The organism is Moorena sp., from assembly GCF_982860115.1.
The window spans coordinates 1-19196 of record NZ_CEYLVT010000058.1 but is presented as its reverse complement, the minus strand read 5'-3'; the positions used below and the strand labels follow the sequence as shown (position 1 = coordinate 19196).

Sequence of the window (19196 nt, the reverse complement as noted above, 5' to 3'; positions counted from 1 at the left end):
AGCTTGGCTTTACGGTTCAGACTGTTGCAGCATAAACAAGCAGTAAGCCCCAAACAGGATCACTGAAATCATCACAAAGATCAGGGCACCTTCCTGGCTGTGCCAATATTCAAAGGCTGCTTCACTGGAGGGGGCTGCGAGGTGTGCCAGTATCGCTATCCTAATGCCATTGACGATAAAACCCAGGGTAGCGGCAACGATGGGAACAATGATTTTTTGGCTGCCAGAGGTGGGAAACATTACCAGCACAATCACAGCTAGCCCTAGCATGTAGGTGATTAAGTTGAGACCAGAACAGGACGGGACCACTTCCACGCTACCCTTGGGGAGGATAATGTAGGAGTCTTGCAACACGGCATTTGCTCCAGAGTACCACAGCACGAAAGCCGAGAATTTGGCGGTAATGGGAGTGATATCAGGGAGATAGGGCAGCAGAAGTTTGGGAACACCTAGGGTAAAGAGGATGAGGAGTTCTTGCCAATATTGTTTTAAGCCTCGAAAGCCAGAGGCAAGCAGAGCCAGACCGAAGACGGAAATAAAGGGTGAGAAGCCAAGGAATTTTTCACTAGGCTGAGCACCACTCTTAACCAGAATCCCTGCAATGATCAATGCACCAAAGAAAGAAGGGAGAATACCGCTGCCGAGTTTAAGTTGATAGCGTTTGTCCCAAAGAGTGGAAGAGGCTGCCAGCCAAAAGACAATGCTAAGAGCAAGGTGAGACGATTTTTCGGCTCTGAGATTGAGAGTTAGGTGAATCGCCATCAAGCCCGCTCCTATTGCTAGGAGCAATAAGGCAGGAATGTTTAATTGTTTAACCAGGGAAAATCGAGCTGCTTTCATATCATTAGGGTAGTTTTACCGAGATTGACTAGACACAAGACAAGTTTCTTCGTCCTGCATGGAAGGATGATGACCATATTAAAGCGGTTTGCAATTGGGTGAGGTACAAATTGCAAACTGCTGTACTTTAGTGATTTTTAAATCAAAAAATATCAGCTGGATCTGCTTTCTGGAGTTGAGTAACAGCGATCAAACCACCTATGAAACACATTAAAATGGTTAATAATTGGACATTGAAGGCACGAACAAACTCCATTTGAATGGGTAGGAGTGTTGTTTTGAGGGTCAAGTCATATATGCCTAAGGTAATGGCAAATCCCGGAATATAGCCAAGAATCGCAAGAATGAATGCTTCTTGAAATACCACATATAGCAAATAATTATTGCTATAGCCGATGGCCTTTAACGTAGCGTATTCCCGCAAGTGATGAGACACATCTGTATAGAGAACTTGATAGACAAAAACAATGCCCACAATCAAGCCAATCACAACTCCTAAATCGAAAATAAATCCGATTGCAGTGCTAGTTTGCCAGTAGTTTTTTTCAAAACTAATCAATTCCTGCTTAGTAAAAACTTTGACATCTTCGGGAAAATAGCGTCGCATTCGCGCAACAACTTCATTCACGTTGCTAAGGGGATTGAGTCGAATCAGACCAATATCAATCAAGCCTTTGGTACGGCGATCAAAAATGCGCAAAAAGTTTACGTTACTTGTCATGATATTGCCATCTGCACCAAAGGAGGCACCCATTTTGAACAAGCCCACCACAGTGACCTGCCTGACTTCAATTTCAGTGTTGACAGCATTGTCTTGACGGAATTGGGCAGCTACTGGTCCAAATTCGGGCCTTGAAGCTTGATCAAACAGAACAGTATCGGGCAGGGTTAACTCATCGGTATGCTGGACAACCCCCGGCAGCTGAAAAATGCGATCGCTCGGTTCAAATCCAGTGACAAAAATCTGACGGGTTTGACCGGTTTGGGGATTTTTCCACTGACCATAATCCACATAAATTGGGCTCACAAGTTCTACTTCAGGAAAAGCCAAAGCTTGCAACAAACGGCGCTCCGAGAATTGACTCATGCCAATTAAGGCCGTGGAGCGGGGACTAATCAAAAAAATCTCTCCCTGGAGGTTACTGTGCAAACGCACTGCACTTTCAAACAGGGCTGCCCTCAGTCCCATCTGCATAAAGATCAAAATCACGGCAAAGGCAATCCCTGCCAAGGCTACAAACAACCTGGTGCGGTTATGGGTAAGTTGTAACCAGGCGACGGGAATCTTGTAAAACATCATCGGATGTAAATCACCGTGTGAACCTGCAAGTTAGTTAAACCAGCTACTTTTAGGCTATCATCAGGACTTAGACGGATTTTCACCTCCACCACTCTGGCATCAACATCAGCTGCAGGGTCAGTCTGTAACACGTCTTTTTTGGCTACTTCCAAGCCAATTTCATCAACAATACCCTCCAGTTTGCCTGTAAACCCTCGACTAGTAATCGAGGCCCGTTGTCCTGGCTGAACCCAGTTAATATCTGTTTCATAGACTTCTGCAACAGCATACATCTGGTTAGTTTGGCCTAATGAAACAATACCGTTCTTGTCAACGGTTTCACCAGGAAACGTGTGGATTTTGAGAATTTGACCATTGCGAGGGGAACGCACATAAGCTAGATCTAGATTAGCTTGGGCTTGCTTAACTCCGGCCTTTGCGTTTTCTAGCTCGGCTCGCGCAACTTCCACATCTATTGGCCGCACCTCAGAAATTTCATTCAGGGTGGCTTGGGCTTGCTTAACCCGATTTTGAAGGGTATTCAGAAGTTTTTGGCGAATTCGTTTTGCCTCAATTAGACGTTTCTGGGTAGTCTCCAAGGTCAGGCGTTTGTTATCTCGCAAAGAGGCTGAAACTGCCCCTTCTTGGTACAAGTGCTCATAGCGTTCATACTCCACGCTGGCGTTGTTCAACTCAGCTTCCAAACGCTCAATCTTAGCATTTTGGGTTGCAACCTCTCCTTGTAGTTCTGCTTTGGAGTGCTCAACCACTTGTGCCTGACTTTGAATTGCTCCTTGCTTTGCCCCAGCTTGGACTTGATGGAGACGGGCTTGGTAAATTTTGACTTCGGTCTGTGCCTTCTCTAAAGCGGCTTGCAGGCGATCGCGGTTATCTAAAATCGCAATCACCTGTTCTGAGAGCACTTTGTCACCTTGTTTGACCAGCAGCTGTTTAACTCGTGTGCCTCCTACCTCACTTGGTGCCGAGATCTCGATAACTTCTCCTTTTGGTTCTAACCGCCCAAGGGCAGCAACAGCTCCAATCTCAGAGGTGTTAATAGTATTATTGCTGGCAGAATTCTGAACTGTGGCTCGTTGTCGTGAAAAACTGTGAGCAACAGTAAAACCCGTAGCAGTAGCCGACCCAACAGCCAATGCAGCTCCTAGCAGCAGTACTTTGGGTGACCCCAATTCTTTTGTTAGTATCCAATCACTCATAGTGCATCAGGTCAAGCAGCATAGGGTTGAAGTGCAGCCTGGAGTACTTGAGGAACAGGAACAGGGACGGTTTTGTCTCCCTCACGCCCCATACAAGCGACTTGTTGTTCACCCCGAGCTACCAAATCTTCACCGGCATCGTTTAGTCGCCAGTATTCAAATAGCATTGTGATACGGTTTTGATGGAGGTTTTTCAATTGCATACGAATGGCCAAGCGGTCGAAAGCAAATAACTCAGAAAAATATTCGCAGGAGATGCGAACGGTAGCGAGGGCAAGTCCTTGGGATAGTTCTGCCAGGACTTCCGGGGCATGATCATACAGAAACATCTCGCGGCAGCGTCCTTGCCACTTCAAATGGTTGGCGTAGTAGACATTGCCAACAAGATTGGTTTCTTCAAAGCTGACGATGTGGGAATATTCGTAGGTTTGCATTAGGTATCCTTCAAAGTACTTATGGAAATTGGGTTGGTTATGGCATAGATTTGGGTGCGGTACATCCAGTAATTTAGGGAGGAAAACACAATTAGTGTTGTTAAACTAGCGTAGATAACTGCAGGTCTTAATGGAATCAAAACTAAGGATGTGATCAGTTCTAGCGCAATCAAGCCAATCAAGATATTGGCAATGGTTTTACGGTGCAACAAGTTACACAACATTGCCCCTAGCGGTGCACCCACCACAACGATTGGGATGGCTGCAAACCAATAAGCTTGCACCTGCTCAGAGAAATCATGGAAGACAAAAACTTGCAGGACCAATCCAGCTAGGGCGTTGATGGCCATTAGCACAACCGAGGTAGGCGTAGCAACCTTCTCGCTAACACGAAAAAGTAGCACCATCACTGAAAAAATCACAATATCAATGCCATTGCCTACAAGCCCACTCATGATGCCGCCCAATATTCCAGCCAGGAGAATTAGTCCTCGTTGCTGCAAATTCCAATAGGGGATAGCCCGATGACATAGCCTCTTCCCCTTGTTGAGGGCTAAAAGGGTGATGGCAAAACTACTGAGCATAATGGTGAAGGACATTTTAATCACATCGGGAGGCAACAAAGGCGCGAAAAACCCTAACCCCAGAAAAATCCCGAGGAATCCTCCGAGACTGCCCCAGCGGATCACCCGACCTTCGATGTGAATGCCTGTGCTCCAAATGCCTAAGGAGGCGGCACTCATCCCAACAGCTTGAATAGCTAGGGAAAATACCTTGGCGTCGTGGGCTGGAATCTGCAGCAGTTTGGTAAATACGGGGAAAGCAACTGCTCCGCCACCCACGCTGCTTCCTCCAGCAATCATGGAACCAAAGACCATCGTCAAGGCAATTTCCCAATGGTTGATCAGATGGGTAAAGGCTTGATGATGACCGAGAAGGGTCAGCCATGTTGTCCATATGGTCAGAGCTATTATGACCATAACTCTGTATTTATAAACAGACATTATCACTTCTCGACTTCTCCGTGTCTCAAAATTTGCCTTAACAATTGCAGAAGGTTATGCTGTTGGTTTAGTTTTCTTATGCCTTTTGGAATGCTCTTTTTTTATGAAGCTACCAATTTTTATATAAAAAAACACCCAAATATTGTAGCATATTAACTTTGGCTGCTTTTAATATATTAACATTCAAATTTTTTAGCGATTTTTCTTGGGACTATAATTGTAATGAATCTACTCTCCACAGTCGTTTTTTATTCTGAACTGGCTTGTTCAACTTTTGCCTAGTTACTCTAAAGCACCTTTGCAAGTAAAAATGAGTAATTTCCAACAGTTACTATTTTATGACAATAGGATCGGTGTAATTTTTTCTCTGCGCTAGAGAAAATTTATGGTTAAACCAAAACTAGTATTCTACATTCTTCAACTCTTTTTGGGTTAACACAGAAAGAACTAATTTTTCTTGGATATCCTGAACAGACACTACACAGGTGGCAATGATCAGGGAACCCGTATTTAATACAATCCACCCCTCTGGGGCTGAAGAGTTCAGCACAAGGGGGGCAGTAACTATTACCCCAGCCTTCTTCAAGCATTCACAAGCCGTCCAAATGCAGGTAGCTGCCGTATCCAGATCCTGGCCAGCCTCATGGACAAGCAACTGTGCTAAGCTGAATCGCTCTGCACTAAGCAAGTCTTGCCACAGCTCAAGAGTTCGGCAAACCACAGGTTCAACATCACACCCAATTAACGTTGCTCCGGCAACCGCCAACATCAGCTCCCCGGTATAGCTAACGGATACAGACTTATCCTGGTGTATTCCTGTTGCATCAGTAATAACTTCTGGTTTGCCATCAGGTCGGTGCGTGAGGACAGGGGGATGGAGTGAGGTTGAGGTTCCGTTACCATTGCTTAGAATGTTTTCAATAGTACGATCTCTTTTCACCTTTCGTTCAATAGAAGTGTCCTTGTCCACAACTACTGCAATATCAGCACCAGGGATGAGCTCATGAATTTGACGTTCCAGGTAGGGACCTAGCAATGGTGCAGCCCAAGTTTGCTGAGTGTTAACTGAGCCGATCACCTTAAGACAAAGTCCTTCCCAACGCTCCAGAACTTTGCCATCCTCACTGAGTATTTCTAGGTCATAGATGAAGGTGTTTTGAAACTGCGATCTCTCTTGGGCGTGAATATAACGAGGTTGCTCAAATAAACCAGGATTAATCACGATTTGCTTGACACCAGCGGGCAACAAAGTCACATGAGGAATACAAGCTTGCAACCCATGGATTGCAGCATCTCTGGCAGCAGGATCCCCTAATCGGAAATCAGCAGGCAGATAGGGACTAAACCACAGTGATTCCTGTTCAGGTAATAGTTCCGCTATACATTCTTTTGCCCGCAGTTTGTGGTATTGTCGTAAGCGACGGAAGCGACCTGAGTGGAAAAGAATGCCACCGTATAAATCCTGGTCAGGGTGGAGGGAAATAACACATTCAGTGGTTGAGTTTGGGGAACCAAAAAGGCTCGACAAGCTATTCTGTTGTTGAACAATACTTTTCTGAATGTGGTTGTGTGGTTTTAGTGTGGAATTGTGACTAATAGAGTAGGTTGCCCGAAAGTGATCGACCTGAAATGCTGTCTGTTCAGTGCGAATCACAACATCCACATAGTTGTGAGATCGCACCAGGGCAGCAATGCGAATCTTGAGGGAGTCATTGGCAGGAACAACCACAGGTCGATTAAACTGAACATCCTCGAAACAGATGGATTTCAAGGGACCTGCAAGAGCAGTAACCACCTGAGCCATAGCTTCCAGCCCCATCACAGCTGGAAAGATCCGTTCCCCTTGATAGACGTGGTCGTTGAGATAGGGATCTGTCCCGACCGAGAGGTCTGCGTCCACCACCAGCTCGATACCAGGGTAGTAGATTCTGGGTTGCTCCAAAAATCGTAAGAAGGGGAATTCAGGATGCTCCATCCTTAAGGTGGGTGCTTCCCCAAACCGACCCGTAATCACGACCGATGTCACGGGTAATGGTTGAGCCACCAATTGCCGTAAGATAGAAATCCCTATATCCGGCGAAATAGGTGTAATCCCTTCTCGCAGTAGCACATCAACTCGCCCCAACCGTTCGCCCATGCCAACGCCAGACCAGATGGACCACTCCAAATTCAGGCAGCGACAGCTTGGTTGTGCATGCTGAAACTTCTCGACAAGATTGGCTAGCCATTCATTGGCCAGGGCATAATCTGCTTCACCTCGCAGACCAGTGCGGGCAATCAGCGAACCAAAGGTGATCAGGAGTTTGAGGGCTTGAGGGTTGACTGTTGACAATAGATTATTGAGCCCTTCAACCTTTGGCCCTAAGGTTTTGTGGAAATCTGCTGGAGTCAGTGTGGTCAAAAGTTGAGGTGTATTTACCCCAGCACCATGGAGCACCGCCGTAATGGGTCCGAACTGGGTCTCAAATTTTTGCACAGCCCTTTGTAAAGCCTGCACATCAGTCACATCTGCTGCTTCGTACAGCACCTCAACGCCACTTACTCGCATCCGTTCCAGGTTGTGGAACAACTCATCATCCGTATCTGGATGTGAGCGCCCTAAGAGTGCCAAACGCACCCCCGTTTCTCGGGCCAACGCCAACGCACATTCAGCGGCAATTCCCTTCCCTCCACCGGTCACCAGCAAAACATCTGTGACAGTCAGAGGAATTTCTGGGGCGGCCTGCTGCCATTGTTCTAATTGCAGTAATTGCAAAATAGGTACCTGTCGGTTACCCTGATGATCGTAACTAGCCTCGATATATCCCTTGGCGGCTTGGACTTCAGCTAGAATGTAGATCACTGATTGAGGATGATCCTCGGGAATGGTGACGACACAAGTCGTAATCTGAGGGTTTTCCAGATGGAATGTCCGGGCAACTCCCCCACCGATGGGAGCATGTTGCACCAGAACAAAGTGGGTGTTTTCATCCTGGGCTAGAACCTGTTGAGCCCCTGACAAGAGACAGTCAATAGTCTGTTTGTCTTCCTCAACGGATAAATACACCACAACCCCTTGGCCTGGAAAGCTTTGAAAGGCTTCCTGCAATACTTCTGCAAAAGGAGTATTACTTGCTGTTAGGATCTGCCACCGTCCTTCAGGGTCAAGAGAATGGGGTTGTGATGATAAGGGGCGATCGCGCCACTCGACTGTAAAGGTTCGTACCCAAGCATCTATCCCAGAAGGAGGCTGATTCACGCCGTCGATGGGTGTAGATCTACCTGTACGGACTAAATCCCCTAGGGCTTGAGCTACTTCTGCGACTGTGGCATCCGCATAGTTTGTGGGGGCTGCTGACGGCTCAAGGGCGAGGGACCTAGCAGCCTCTGCAACCAACTGCCCCACTGTAATAGAGTTGAGATGCAGGTCACTGAGCAAGCGATGATTGTCTTGAATGGCTGTGGTTGGTAATTCAATCCGTTGCGCTACCAGTTGCCGAAGCAGTTCTTTGGGGGTCTCCCATGTCTTCTGGTTAACTATGGATTGTTCCGTTAGATGATAAGCATCAAAGCCCTTACCTCCAGCCTCTATTCCCATCTGGGAGACCAAAGCAGTTTTAGGAATAGAGGTCTTGCCGTTATCAGAGGTTGAAATTGATACTTCTTGAAGCTGCAATTGAGGTGCTAATTCGCAAGGGTTGACAAAGAATTTTGGTTGCCAGTCTAAATTGAAAGGGCGAGTAAAGCGATCGCTAAATAAGGCATTTGGATCGATAGAACTCCCCATCACAAAAGCGGCCCCAACTGCCTGGAGTAACCCCTGCAGCGACGGTCCACTAGCATCTAGGGCGATCGCTGGTGTTTCTACACAGTCTTTGGCCAAACGGCTTAGCACTCTACCAGGACCTACTTCAATCCAGAGATCAACCTCTTGGCTAGCCTGAGTAATGGCCTCTAGGAAGCGAACAGGGGCAGTCACTTGTTGATAGAGAAGTGATCGCACATCTGTCTCAGCGGTCAGCAGTGATCCTGTGACGGTAGAGATCACTTTGCGTTGCAGGGGTTGAATTGTTTCTGTCACCAAGTGTTTAGCTAAAGGCTCAGCAGCAGCACTCACTAAATCAGAGTGAAAGGCATGGGAAACGGACAAAGTAACCGCTTTAAGCCCTTGCGCCTGTGCTTTATTAATAATACTAATAATAGCATCCACTTCCCCCGAAATAATTGTTTGCTGGGGGGTGTTAAGACCTGCGATTACCACAGGATAACCATTTATCAGCTGTCTGATCACCTGCTGGGATGACCGAATACTAGCCATTGCTCCGGTAGCACTCCCGAAATCAGTGATTGCTTGTCCCCGCACTTGAGTAATTCCCAGCAGAGCGTCTTGGTCAAAAGCACCTGCCCAATGCAGTGCAGTGATCTCGCCCAAGCTGTGCCCGATTGCAATATCAGCTGTTAGGCCCAGTTGCTCTAAAACCAGCAGTGCCGCCTTGGAAGCTTTGACAATAGCAGGTTGAGCGATCGCAGTGGCTTTACCATCTTCTGGTTGAGGCAAAGGATTTTGGGCGTAGAGGTCCCTGACTTGATCAAAGCGATGCTCCCAACACCCGCCATTGAAATAGGTGGGGGAAGCTTGGCCTGGAAACAAAAATCCCAATCGGGATGGAGTTGTCCTCTTGCCTAGAAAAATACCTGTATCTGGCTCTAGACGTTCAGTTATGCCTTCCTTTAACCAGGTGGCTAATACCTCCAGTCGTGTGGTCAACTCCATCGGGGTTCCTGCCACAATTGCCACTCGCACAGTTCCAGGACTCAGGGATTGAGCTAGGTGAACCGCTAAATCTGTGACTTCAGCCCGTGATAATCTGGGGGCAATTTCCAGAACCTGGGCAACTTGCTGTTGCAGCTGATCAACCTGCTGAGCTTGGAATAGAAAAAGTTCTGCATCTTGAGGGGAGTGTAACAGGATTTTTTCGTTATGATTCAAGCTGTGACGGCGATCGCCATTGTTTCCTTCTAAAACAATATGGGCATTAATGCCACCAAACCCCATGGCACCGACCCCAGCTCTCAAGGGAGTGTCCTCGGACCACAGTTTTCCCTGGGGCAGTACCCTCAGGGCTGCATCTGTTGCGGTTAAAAGCCCATGAGGTTGGTCACACATGGGCATGGGAGGAATGACCTGATGATGGAGCGCTAGAGTGGCTTTTATCAGTCCTGCAATGCCAGCGGCGGCTTTGGTGTGTCCGATATTGGCCTTGATCGAACTGATCACTGCTACTGGAGCATCGGGATTGCTCTCTTGGCGGGCACGGGAAAGGGTTTTTAATTCGGTTGCATCTCCGACACTGGTACCTGTCCCGTGACCCTCAAAATAGGTAACGGTATCAATGCCAAAACCAGCCCTACGATAGGCTCGCTGAAGCGCCAATAGTTGTCCTTCAACTTCAGGGCGGGTCATTCCACCATGGCCATCTGAGGATACTCCCCAACCTCGAATCACTGCATAAATAGGACAATTTTGGACAATGGCATCTGCATGGCGCATGAGCACGACAAATCCACACCCCTCTCCTGGCCAAAAGCCAGTAGACCGGGCATCGTAAACCCTCATCTCGTCGGTCGCCAAAGCACCAGCTTTAGCAAAACCAACCAGTTCAAAGGGATCTAAACTCAAATCTACCCCTCCTGCTAGGGCCACATCAAAGTCCCCTGATACCAGCCCTGAACAAGCATGGGCAATAGCTAAAAGGGAGGAACTACAAGCTCCGTCAACGGCATACCCACCGCCTTTAAAATCAAAGTAGTTACAGATGCGTCCGGCGATCGTATTTGATAGATTACCAGCTAGGGTTTCTTCACTAATCTCAGGGAAAGGCTGTTTGTACTGTTGCTCCAGCATTTTCACTAAAGCTGAACAGTGCTCTGGCGGATAATTGGTTTGACTTAGGGTTGCTTCTACTACTCTGCGAACATAGGGCCAGCGGAGTCTCATCGTGTTGGCTCGGGAAAACTCTCCGGTTAAAGTATTCCCCAGCAAGACCCCTGTCGATTCACGGGGGATACCCTCGGCATTGGGAAACCCTGCATCTGCCAGGGCGCGGTTGGCAATATCTAAGGCTAACCAATGGGCTAAATCAGCAGAGCGAAATGTACTGCCCACAACCCGAAAATCAACCCGGTCAAATTCATAGCCTTCGATCAAGGCTGCTTCTGAAGCATAGGTTCGATCGGGAACAGTGGGATTGCTGCTCCAATAATCTGATAAATTTAAGCGTTCTGAAGGCATGCGCCGAAAGGAGCGCCGTTGAGCCAGCACATTTTCCCATAGTTCAGCCGGTGAATGGGCATCTGGATAGCAGCAGGCCATTCCTACAATTGCGATCGCAGGGGTCATGACTTAGACCTCCCCAGTAATGGTTGAAGGGACTAAAATGCGGGTTGATGAGGCTGGTTGAGCAAGACTTTCTCTGAGCAAAACTAAACCCCTGGCCCCACACACAAGGGTCAATGCAAAGAAGAAACCGAATACAATGTGATTCAGCATTAAAAGACCATATGTTGCTGCAACACAACCCCCAAAAATGATCTGATTCAGAGGCTTGATGGGGGTTGTTCCCGGATCGGAGATCATGTAGAAGGTGAAAAGGACAAACGCAACTCCTGTCATAGGCATCAGGGGAGCAAGCAGGGGTGTGTCAAACATCCAACTCCTCAAGCACGCTTGTATAATAAAGCCCCCAACCCAACTCAGAATCAGTGGGAGTTTGCCTGTAAAGCGGGCATTGAGAAACGTTCCCGAACAAATTATCAAGCCAGGAAGTAGCCAATCACTCCAGCCAACCAGGTTTTCAGTAAATTGATAGGGAGGGGCAATGCCAACCCAGGGAAATAGAAGCAACGTCAGGGTAATACCAAAGTTAGAAGGATTCAGAAAGTGTCGGGTTTTCTTGCCGACAGGTACGCGGAAAATAGCTTTTGAGGCTATGGCAACTGTGGTGGCAAAGGCGATGGGCAACAGCTGTTCGTTTGCATAGAGAAGCATTGCTACCGCTAAGCCGGTAATGTGAGCGGGCAACAGAAAATCAATGAATTTTTGGGAAAAGAGGGTTCCACGGTTTCCTTCTGCTAAAAACCGAGGACGGTGATCGTTGCTCCAGCTATCCAACAATTCCAGAAGAATCTCAACGCTATAGGCTGTGGCAAGAGCAACTAAAGGTTGTATCCAAGATTGCTCGAACCCTAGAACGGTGTGACCCAGCACGTTCAAGACTGTAATTGCGATCGCAAACCGTCGTAAGCCCCCCAGACGATTAGTTTGATACCATTTGGATTGTGCATTCATAATTTTTCCTCTACCACTGCAACAAGGTTTGTGGGGTTAACATAGGTCAGCAAGTTATCCTCATCCAAAATCAACGTGTGAGATCCGGGAGATAAATTCACGGTTGCTTGCTGAGTCTGGCCATTACTCCCACGCCAATGAAGTTCTACAGGGAGAGAGCTGGTGGCCTGAACGTGGCCTAAGCCAAAGTGCAGCTCAGAACTGCGAGCCCCCGAATGTCCATTCCCGCCATCAACTTGCCCTACTAAAGACCGCCCATTGGGAAGTTGGACAATGGCAGCTGCACCGATAGCGGGTCTTCCTAAGGACAAAGGATCAGAAGGAACAGGTAGTAAAAGCGTTAAGTTGAGTGCAGCACCAGCGGTACCATTGCTGTCATTGCGATAGAAATAGGAGGGCTCCCACTGATTTGCGATCGCAAAATCTAAATCCCCATCCCCATCCACATCAGCTGTGGCAATTCCCCGTGTTACTTGGGGTGTAGCCAGCCCTAAGTTTTTGGCCAAGTCGTAATACCGACCATCCTTTGCGCGAACAAAAAATGGGTTGTGGGCCTGACCACTTAGATCATCCCCAGACTGGAAGCGAGGCCAGATATTGGCATGGCTCAACAGTTCATCGTTACCCATGGCGAGTTCATGTAACTCAGGCCATCGATCAATCGTTCCTTTGGCAAAGCCGGTTGCTTGAAGTGCCTCCAATTCACCGTCGTTATCGAAATCACCAAATTTTGTTTCCCAACCCCAGCTACTGCGAGATACTCCCAGGGGCTCACTGTGATCAACATATGGAGCAATCCCTTGGTTCATATCCTCCAATTTGCCAGTACTGGTAAATAGAAAGTGACTTTCTTCTAGTGCATACTCATCGGCAATGTTGCTGACGTAGATATCTAGTAATCCATCTCCATTGATATCACCGAAATCTACCCCCATTCCCTTAAAAGAATCTTTGCCTAATACCTTAGAGTTAGGAGTCGTCAACCCTTTCTGTCCTTCTAGCAGGGCAAATTCTAAGTGGCCAGGTCGGGAACGATTATGGAGTAGCCGATCAGGTCCAAAATCGTTAGCAAAATAGATTTCTGGTTGCAGATCTCCATCTAAATCTGCAGTTCCCACCGCCAGAGTCCAAGCGTGAGCCACGTTCTGATCGATCACCCCGGTAATGTCTTGAAACTTGACCCTTGGTAGAGCCCCTACAGTTGCTTCTTTCCACCGGAGGATATGATTGCTACCCCCGTTGTATGCTCGGGTCATAGAATGCTGCATAGATTCTGTCCCTGAGCCATGGGCATCTAGAATGCGAGCACCATCTTGAAAATAGTTACCGATGATGAGATCATAGTGACTGTCTCCATCAAGGTCAGCAAAGGTGGCTGCATTGGTATACCAACGCTCTCCACTAGTATCAATTTCTTGTTGAACATAACTCAGTGCATTCAAGGGGCTAGTCCCTTCCAGCCTTGCCTTTTTTAGAAATGCAACTGGAGTCCTACCCCAGTAGTAAACCAGTACATCGGTCTGTCCATCTTCATTGAAGTCATGGAATAGACAGCCCATCGGTGCCATTGTTTGTGAGTCATAGGGAACTGCGGTTGGTGTCAGGGCAAAAGGGGCATAGCGATCGCCCGTGCCTGGTACTGGTGATACAATCACTTGATCAGTTCTGGGATCCACGTGGCAGGCATCATTGGGTAGACCATCATTATCTAAATCATTGAGTGCGATCGCAGCCCCTACTGAGGAAATCCATGCCGAATGCTGTTCTAAGCTAGGGTGAACTGAGCGGATTGATTTAGAGGTTGATGAGGCCAGCTCTGGTAATGGCAGACGGGTAAAGTGAAAACGAGATGCCATCGAGTTTCTTTCAGTTGCCGACAAACTGGGCAAGCGGGTAAACCAGAATAAGCTGCAGATCAAGGTAATTGCGACCAGTCGTTTCCCCTGATCTTGCAGAAACTGTAATAAAATTCTCATGGTTTCATCTCCCGTGAAAAGTGCGATTGAATACGCTGTTTCCAGATTTCGTAAGCTGGTTCTGCTCCTTCTTGTTTACCTTCAACCCCAGCTTGGGGAGATGAAACAGGGGGCAAATTTTCCAGGGCTTGATCTGTAACTTCCGCTGCAGCACCAGCACCCATGCCACACAAGATCTGACACGCTATCTCTGTATGAGCAGTGGGGTTGCCTGCTTTTTGACGAGCCTTAGCGGCAAACGCTGCCCCCTGAGCAAGGTGAGGTTGGTACTTCCCGGCAGCTGATTTTAAAGCGTCGATAGCAGCCGGATCCACACCCCCAGCGTAGGCACAAGCCAAACCAACCCCACTCCAAAGATCTGCGTGTCTCTTAGCATCGAAAGTACTGATTTTCAGGGGAATATGATTACAATCTGCCCCACAGACAAACCAAAGACTTCTACCCAGACCCTGGTCAAACACTCGACTGGCGTAGCCAGAAAGTTTTTTGGGAATGGTCTTTTGTTCCACAGTGCGAGGCCAGTTAAAATAGCCCTCATGGAAGCCATAACCGTCAATGGCCAACCAACCTAGCAACGGATCAATTGCTGTTCGATTTTGGATGTTGGATTGTGCATTTGCCATGCAGTTAAGCTGAGTAAGATACACACGACGTCGCCAAGGTAGTCGAGCCAGTATCCAGCCTGCTCCCACATGGACCATGTAGATATGGGCGGCACCGGGACCGGCCATAAATTTTGGCAGCCGATTTTGTGGCCAGGGGGTTAAGGCGTCCAACAACGCTAACCCCATGGCTGCGCCTTCAAAGGCAAACCCACGCCACTCAGCCTCAATGGTATTTAAGCGGAGTGCAAGGGTATCCGGTTTATCATCTGCAAGAGCAGCATGATAGCCCTGTAAAAATGTGTAACCGATCTGTTCTAATCGTTGTTGTGCTTGAACATTTCCAGGCCGAAATCCTCTTTGGATAAAAGTAGTTTCCTTAGGGTCGATGCCAAACAATTGCTGACGCAAGTTTCCCCACTTAGAGATTACTGGAACAGAGGTTTGTGGATGAGTAACCTCTGCTTTAAGAGTTAGGATTGCATCACGTTTACTAGGGTGTGATTGGGTAAAAAAATAATGGCGCACAATGGCCTCCTTATTCAGGTAAGGATTTAGATTATTTCAATTTTTAACAGCCAAAATCCTTAAAAAGTGCAGGTTTATTCAGGTTTAAATTCAGGTTTATTCAGGCTTTAAAAAAAATCAAATAAAATTCCATCAAAAGCAGTCTTTTGTCACGACAATCATAGATGCTTATATCACGATACTTGGTAGTATTATTTTTACCAAGTATCGGCTTGCAATCACGATAAAAATTTTAGTTTTTTTTGTTTTATAATTATACCTGAGTGCATCCCGATTTTGCAGCCAGTATCAATACTGAAGTTCTGTTTTGAGCAATCAGAGCTAAGCTTTGAAAAGTTGACCATAGATCAGATCAGTGCTGGTAATGGATGCTGACAAACATGCCCAAATCAAAGCTCACGCCCGAGCAATTGCCGCTTTGCTCTACAAAGAAACAGACCCCGAACAGGTTCAAACCGACCGCAGGCATAGAAGAAGCAGTTCGTGATCACATTCTCGAGCATGTGAGCTATGAGATGTTTTGAGTTTGAATTGCCCCAAATATAACAACCAGTAACTGAGCCAGATAACCCTACCTAAATCAACATTATAGTTGAGCAGAGTTTACTAATGAATCTGATAGGATAAAGACACATTTTGTTCTTATGATGTCTTGATTTTTTTGGCATGCTTCATTTTAAGGAAGCCTCCAATTCCTAGAGCTATAACCGTCAATCGCCAAGCCACTCAGCCTCAATTGTATTTAACCGGAGTGTAAGCGTATCCGGTTTGTTATCTTTGGGGGCCTCAAAACTCTAAACAAATGCTGATGGCCAGTTGTGAAGTCAACAGCTAGGGCTGTATTTGGGGATTCATTAATCACAACTGCACTTTTTTACAGCTGAAGGACTGTTACTCCCGACTCTAGAGGAAGTGGCAGCACGAGCAAAATCTCAACTGGAGCAGAAAAAGCAGCGGTCGGAGCGGCTGAGACAGAGGCTGCAAGACATAGGGGTTAAGCCGTTAGAGCTGTGATCTTCTCTCCCCGATGGGTTTATGCTTTCGACATTTGTTTGCGCTTTCTCGAAGATTCTCGTTTGAGCAAACCCCCAACTCCAAGAGCCGTAACTGATCCAAGGATAGTAAGGGGTTCAGGAACTGGCTTTGTGCAGTCCCCATCGCATTGACTTGGCTCTGTTATATGAATATCATCTGGTCCATGCATAGCCCGACTGGTAAAGAAGTCTGTGTCATCGCAAGGAGGTACACCACTAGACACAGCACCAACGTGGCAATTAGCATCCTGGTTCCCTAGAGGGCCTGTGACCAGGATAGGATCCTGACCTGGCTCGTGATCCCAATTCGCACCATTATTTACAAGGTTAGCCGTATCAGTAACCGTGAACTCACCAGTCCCACCATTTACAGGTTTAAATGTGGCATCAAAGAAGACATCAAAATCAGATGTAAAGGTTCCTTCGAAACCATTGGGGTCGTCGATGAAACGCCTGTCACTATCGACATTATGGTTAATGGTCATCGTGCCTGTTGAGTTCGTCCCCGGTGTAAGACTAACAAATACATTAAAAGGGGATCCACCAATATCTACAGAGTTGACACTTTTCAAAGAAAGCCTTGTCATTTCGATAGGAATAGTCACAAAAGTTCTTTCAACAATACCGTCATTGTTGTCGTCGAAAATAGCATTTTCTTGCCGCTGAATAACAGTATCTGCATCTGAGTCCCCTATTCCAAGAGGAACCCCCTCAAATTCAACCAGCCCAATTACGCCTCCAAAATCATAGGATGACCCAGGAGGGGTAACAAGATAATCTGAACCTTTCCCAATATTGAAAGCCTTTGCAGGTTTCGCCATACCCAGAAGCGCGATCGCGCTTAACCCTGCTGCACCCAAAACTGGTATAGCCTTACTGACATTTTTTTGCGAAGAAAATAGTTTCATTTTGCTTCTCCTAATGTGTAAAGATATTGGATCATTTTTGAGCGACTTAAGTCGCTCAAAACATTGAACTAGTGAATCAAAATCCAGTGTCAAATCTGAAGACTAGCAAATAGACCAAACCCCTTAGGTAAAAGAAACTTACCGATCTTTACAGCTCCCGCTACACCATTCGCGATATCCTTAACACCAACTTCCGTCACCTCTTCCACTGCACCATAAATTTCTAGTTTTGGTGTATTCCATTCCTGTTTCATCTCATTAACTCCTTTGGTTTTAACAATTCAACAAGCCAAATAACTCTTCTTTGTCAGCAGTAAAGAACCGCGAACATCTTCTTCCACGACCTTGATCAACTTTGATAACAAACTCAAGTTGCGAGGCCGCTGTAAATAAACAACTTTGCAAGATTTAGCAAGACTGGCGCACCTTTCAAACTGCATCACCTCCCCAGAACTAAATAACTTCATCAACTCCGAATGCTGCATCAGAGCTATTAGCCCCGCTTGCTTTTTCATCGGCTCGCACTTTATCTGTGATCCAGAAGCCAAAAGATAAATCCGACTAATCGGCAACGATTTTTGCGGAAAATTCCGCGCTAACCGCAAACCCCGCTTCTCTAACTTTGGGTGCAGCTGCCATAGCGATTCCCAATCGTACCCAAGCACCTCCGCTACCTCCCGACTGAGCTTAATTTGAGGAAATCCAGGTGCAAGCATAGCCTTGCCCTCCTCCCAGCTCACTGGAGCCACATCATCGGCAACAACTGCATATCCCTGGGCCTGCAATGCTGCAGCAATCGTTGACTTTCCCTGACCAGAGTTGCCCAAGAACAAAACAGCTTTGCCATCGATTTCTACCGCACTAGCATGAAGTACTAACGGGCTCCGCTGTTGCAGCAAAATCGCCATTACGGTACCCACCAAGGCCAGTCGCAGCTTTAACTCATCCACATCCGGTGCCGGAATGACGACAATCTTGCATCCCCCTTGCACTAAAAACACACCTGCCTCCTTGACATAGACGACCGCTTCGTCCCTTTCTACTTGAAGTGCTAAGGGCTGCTCGATTACCTCCTCGGGTACATAGTCAAACACAGAATGCACCTGATCGATAGTGATAGTGACATCGCTCTTATCCTCTGCGGGCACAAACTCCGGAATCGGTAGCACTGACCGAATCCCTAACCCATAAGCAACGTAGGAAAACCAATTAGAGTCCCTGTGACCTAAAACTTTAGTAAATGGCAACATAAGTCTGGAAGAGTATAGTTTAAAAGTAGCTTTGTGTACTCCCAACCTTGGATTTTAATGGCTGAATGTCTTCTTATAACCATGTCATTGAATGGCTTGGAGGTAGTCTATGAAACCTTGAAAACATCCTCTAATACAGATACTTGGTTATTAATTTCATATTCCCTAGGTTTTATCCCAAGAATCACACCATTTAGCGAACCTAATTTATTGGTAGATATTGCCCTGTAAAGATGGGAATGATATAGAAAACACTTTTCCGGTTAGGTATGTTTGATTGCGCTTAAAACCTACCTTGATCTAAGTAAATTTAACAGGATCTTTATGTAAGTATACTCAACAAGCTGCAGTTTGAAGCTGAGACTTGAGTATTGTTATTTTTCTTTACATTTGCGCTCTGTAATTTATAGTGGGTAGTGCTTTCGATAGATTCACCAAGCTTGCCATAGTTCATGTAGGCTGGGCAGTGCTTTCGACAGATTCCGAAGCTTGCCATAGCCTTGGTAGGCACTGCCCACCGTAGGATAAATCGTAGATTAATCACAATGGTGCCAGATCTCAGATTAAGGGTTTGTACAGGAAATTAACTGGTGATAAAAAGAGACAATGGAGGCAAATTACCCATTTATAATTTTCTCTCATTACTAGATAATTAACCATTGAGTATGACTCATTTGTAAGCATTAACCTTGGTCAATGAGTGTTCCGTGTAATCCCGGATGAATGAGTACTAAAACTTTCCTGAGTTTTTCATAAAATCCTGACAGAGCTAAAAATTTTTGATGAATTTTTCTTAA

The 19196-nt window shown here is 46.6% G+C and carries 12 protein-coding genes and 1 pseudogene; 1 reads left to right on the top strand and 12 read right to left on the bottom strand.

What is annotated here, in order from left to right:
* Positions 1-9 precede the first annotated feature (9 nt).
* The 9 genes from crtA to AC4II3_RS12440 all read right to left on the bottom strand — a co-directional run bounded on the left by crtA (position 10) and on the right by AC4II3_RS12440 (position 15207).
* Positions 10-840 carry a cyanoexosortase A gene (crtA, locus tag AC4II3_RS12480; protein WP_488009220.1) on the bottom strand — a complete coding sequence of 277 codons (831 nt, stop codon included), beginning with the start codon at positions 838-840 and terminating at the stop codon, positions 10-12.
* 142 nt (positions 841-982) lie between these two features.
* Positions 983-2137, bottom strand: a complete 1155-nt coding sequence (devC, locus tag AC4II3_RS12475; RefSeq protein ID WP_488009250.1) for an ABC transporter permease DevC — start codon at positions 2135-2137, stop codon at positions 983-985.
* Positions 2137-3336 carry an ABC exporter membrane fusion protein gene (locus tag AC4II3_RS12470; protein WP_488009222.1) on the bottom strand — a complete coding sequence of 400 codons (1200 nt, stop codon included), beginning with the start codon at positions 3334-3336 and terminating at the stop codon, positions 2137-2139. Before AC4II3_RS12470 ends, devC begins: the two co-directional genes overlap by 1 nt.
* A gap of 11 nt (positions 3337-3347) precedes the next feature.
* Entirely contained in the window at positions 3348-3770 is a 423-nt protein-coding gene (locus tag AC4II3_RS12465; RefSeq protein ID WP_488009224.1) for an acyl-CoA thioesterase, read from the bottom strand.
* Complete coding sequence (locus AC4II3_RS12460; protein WP_488009226.1) at positions 3770-4774, bottom strand: sulfite exporter TauE/SafE family protein; 1005 nt, start codon at positions 4772-4774, stop codon at positions 3770-3772. Before AC4II3_RS12460 ends, AC4II3_RS12465 begins: the two co-directional genes overlap by 1 nt.
* A 400-nt stretch (positions 4775-5174) precedes the next feature.
* Entirely contained in the window at positions 5175-11153 is a 5979-nt protein-coding gene (locus AC4II3_RS12455) for a type I polyketide synthase (RefSeq protein ID WP_488009228.1), read from the bottom strand.
* Positions 11154-11156: 3 nt separating this feature from the next.
* Positions 11157-12101: an enediyne biosynthesis protein UnbU gene (locus AC4II3_RS12450; protein WP_488009230.1), complete on the bottom strand. Its 945-nt coding sequence runs from the start codon at positions 12099-12101 to the stop codon at positions 11157-11159.
* Positions 12098-14077 (bottom strand): CRTAC1 family protein, encoded by a 1980-nt coding sequence (locus AC4II3_RS12445; RefSeq protein ID WP_488009232.1) that lies wholly within the window; start codon positions 14075-14077, stop codon positions 12098-12100. The genes AC4II3_RS12450 and AC4II3_RS12445 overlap by 4 nt, the downstream gene beginning before the upstream one ends.
* Entirely contained in the window at positions 14074-15207 is a 1134-nt protein-coding gene (locus AC4II3_RS12440) for a DUF1702 family protein (RefSeq protein WP_488009234.1), read from the bottom strand. The genes AC4II3_RS12445 and AC4II3_RS12440 overlap by 4 nt, the downstream gene beginning before the upstream one ends.
* 364 nt (positions 15208-15571) lie before the next feature.
* Between AC4II3_RS12440 and AC4II3_RS12435 the strand changes: the two are divergent.
* Positions 15572-15725 (top strand): annotated as a pseudogene (locus AC4II3_RS12435) (ISKra4 family transposase); the annotation flags it as partial.
* A 515-nt stretch (positions 15726-16240) separates the two neighbouring features.
* On the opposite strand, the gene AC4II3_RS12430 reads toward AC4II3_RS12435, so the two are convergent.
* The 3 genes from AC4II3_RS12430 to AC4II3_RS12420 all read right to left on the bottom strand — a co-directional run bounded on the left by AC4II3_RS12430 (position 16241) and on the right by AC4II3_RS12420 (position 18399).
* Complete coding sequence (locus AC4II3_RS12430; RefSeq protein WP_488009236.1) at positions 16241-17149, bottom strand: PEP-CTERM sorting domain-containing protein; 909 nt, start codon at positions 17147-17149, stop codon at positions 16241-16243.
* 89 nt (positions 17150-17238) lie between these two features.
* Entirely contained in the window at positions 17239-17403 is a 165-nt protein-coding gene (locus AC4II3_RS12425) for a hypothetical protein (protein ID WP_488009238.1), read from the bottom strand.
* Positions 17404-17430: 27 nt separating this feature from the next.
* Positions 17431-18399, bottom strand: coding sequence for a hypothetical protein (locus AC4II3_RS12420; RefSeq protein ID WP_488009240.1), 969 nt, complete (start codon positions 18397-18399; stop codon positions 17431-17433).
* Positions 18400-19196: the final 797 nt, after the last annotated feature.